Annotated in this window: 2 protein-coding genes; one reads left to right on the top strand and one right to left on the bottom strand. The window is 73.5% G+C overall.

Annotated elements, in window-relative coordinates; all coding sequences use genetic code 11:
- Window positions 1-576: LysR family transcriptional regulator (locus AB0C29_RS42990; RefSeq protein WP_360833362.1), on the bottom strand; the 576-nt coding region annotated here is incomplete at its 3' end.
- Between the two features lie 202 nt (window positions 577-778).
- Between AB0C29_RS42990 and AB0C29_RS42985 the strand changes: the two genes are divergently transcribed.
- Window positions 779-2,530, top strand: coding sequence for a serine/threonine-protein kinase (locus tag AB0C29_RS42985; protein WP_360833360.1), 1,752 nt, complete (start codon window positions 779-781; stop codon window positions 2,528-2,530).
- Window positions 2,531-2,577 lie beyond the last annotated feature (47 nt).

Genomic DNA, 2,577 nt, shown 5'->3' with positions numbered 1-2,577 from the left:
CAGCAGCCAGGTCTGGCCGCGGAGCTGGTGCGGGCCGGCGGCCACCCCGGCGAGCGGGTGGCTCGGGCCGACGACCAGGGCGATCCGGTAGTTCATCACCGGGCGGCCGGTCAGCGCCGGATCGACCGTCGCCGGCTGCGGGCCGATCGCCACGTCCACCGTACGGGTCAGCAGCAGCGACTCGAACTGCTCCGGATTGCACACGCTGAGCTCCACGTCCAGATCCGCCGCCCGCTTGGCGAACAGCTCGATCAGGCCCGGCGCCGCGTGCTCGGCGAACAGGCTGGAGGCCGCAACCCGCAGCAGCCGGCGCCCCCGGCCCGCGGCGCTGACCTCGAGCACCGTGCGGTCCTGCAGGCCCAGCAGCTCGGCCGCCCGGCTGGCCAGCCGCAGCCCACCGGGGGTGAACGCCAGGCCCGCCGCCGTGCGGGAGAACAACTGGTCGCCGAGCTCACGGCGGAGCTGGCCGATGTGCAGCGACACGGCCGACTCCGACACCTCGAGCTGCGCGGCCGCCTGCTTGACGGAGCCGAGGCGCACGACGGCGGAATACGCCCGCAGCTGCGTGGGCGTCATGCGCGCGCTTCCATGACCGTAAATCTAGTCCGCCGCCGCCCACCCGGCCGCCCCGGATCATCGGTGGCGCCGATGGTGATCTGTGTCGGTTGTGCGCCAACCGGCGGACAGGTATTCGCAGGCGATGACAAGGCCCTATAGGGTGACCTTTCCTGTCGGGGGTGGGGCGGCGTCATGCCGCGGGGGCGTAGGAGTAAACGGCATGTCGGACGAGCGGACCAGCCCGCTGCGCCCGCGTGACCCTCGCCGGCTCGGTTCGTACGAACTGCTCAGCCGGCTCGGTGAGGGCGGCATGGGCACTGTCTATCTGGCCCGCAGCGCCGCCGGTGTGCTCGTCGCGGTCAAGGTGGTCCGGGCCGACCTCGCGCCGGACGACGCGTTCCGCCGCCGGTTCCGCAGCGAGGTCAACCGGGTCCGCCAGGTGCCGCCGTTCTGCACCGCCGAGGTGCTCGACGCCGACCCCGACCACGAGCAGCCCTACCTGGTCGTCGAGTACGTCGACGGGCCGAGCCTGGCCGAGGTGGTCGAGGAGCGCGGCCCGCTCACCGCGTCCAATCTGCACAGTGTGGCGATCGGGGTGGCGACCGCGCTGACCGCCATCCACGGCGCCGGGGTCATCCACCGCGATCTCAAGCCGCGCAACGTCCTGCTCGCCCCGGGCAGCCCCAAGGTCATCGACTTCGGCATCGCCCGGGCGATGGAGGCGACCAGCGCGCACACCAGCACCGACCAGATGGTCGGCACGGTGGCGTACATGGCGCCCGAGCGGTTCGGCCCCGACCTGGACCTGCCGCTCACCCCGGCCGCCGACGTGTTCGCCTGGGGCGGCGTCGTGGCGTACGCGGGCACCGGCCGCACCCCGTTCAGCGCCGACTCCCCGCCGGCGACCGCGGCCCGGATCCTGACCCAGCCGCCGGACCTGTCCGGGCTCAGCGGCCCGCTGCGCGACCTCATCGGGCACGCGCTGGAGAAGGACCCGGCCAACCGCCCCAGCGCCCGCGAGCTGCTGGATCTGCTGGTCGACGGCCCGCAGCGACCGGCCGCCTCCGGAGCCGCGCTCGACCACCAGCCCGGCCTGCGCTTCGCCGCGCAGGAGGCGCAGGCGGTCACCGGGGTGCACCCCGCGGCGTTGCTCACCGAGGTCACCGCCGCGCCCACGTTGGTCGGCTACTCGGAGAACTCGATCGTCACCCAGCCGGTGCCGACCTCACCGGCCGCGCCGGACACACCGTTCTCCCACGACCCCACGCCGCGCCGGCCGTGGGTGCTGCCCGCCGCGGTGGTCCTGCTGGTCCTGGCGATGCTGGCGGTCGGCGGGGTGGTCGCGACGCTGTGGCCGGGCGGTACCGGCACCGGCGCCACGATCGACCCGCGCGTCGAGGAGTCCGAGCAGACCGTGCTGCTCTCGGACGCGTTGACCGGGCAGCGCCTCTGGCAGGCCACGTCCCTGGAGGACGAGCAGGCGGGGTGCTCGTTCGACGGCGGCCTGGTGGTCAGCCGCGCGACCCGCGGGGTCTTCCGCTGCCGCGGACCGGAGGACTACGAACCCCCGGACGTGCAGGCCGAGGTCAAGGTCCGGCTGCTGACCCCGGACAGCTGCGCGTCCATCTGGATGCGCTTCGCGCAGAACCGCGGCTACCAGGTACGCGTCTGCGAACGCAACGTGTACGTCGGCACCCACAAGTCGACCACCACCGAGGTCTACAAGACGTTCCCGCTCGACGACCGCCCGATCGACGTCGGCGCCCCGGCGACCGTGATCACGGTGAGCATCGTCGGCGAGACCCTCGAGGTGCTGCGCGACGGCGAGCTGCTCGGCGCCGTACCGGTGCAGGACAAGGACATCCGCGGCGGGCGGGTCGTGCTCGGCATCTTCACCGAGCGGAGCGCGCCGGTGAAGGGGCCGTACCAGGTCGCCTTCAACGACATCAAGATCTGGCCGATCGACCGCTGAGCGGCCGCCCGGGCCCCGGATCGGCGCGACGGCTGCTCGCGGTCCGC

It is taken from the genome of Actinoplanes sp. NPDC048791 (assembly GCF_040650095.1).
Classification (GTDB): Bacteria; Actinomycetota; Actinomycetes; order Mycobacteriales; family Micromonosporaceae; genus Actinoplanes.
The sequence above is the reverse complement of the archived record's forward strand: the minus strand, read 5'-3'. Positions and strand labels throughout refer to the sequence as shown.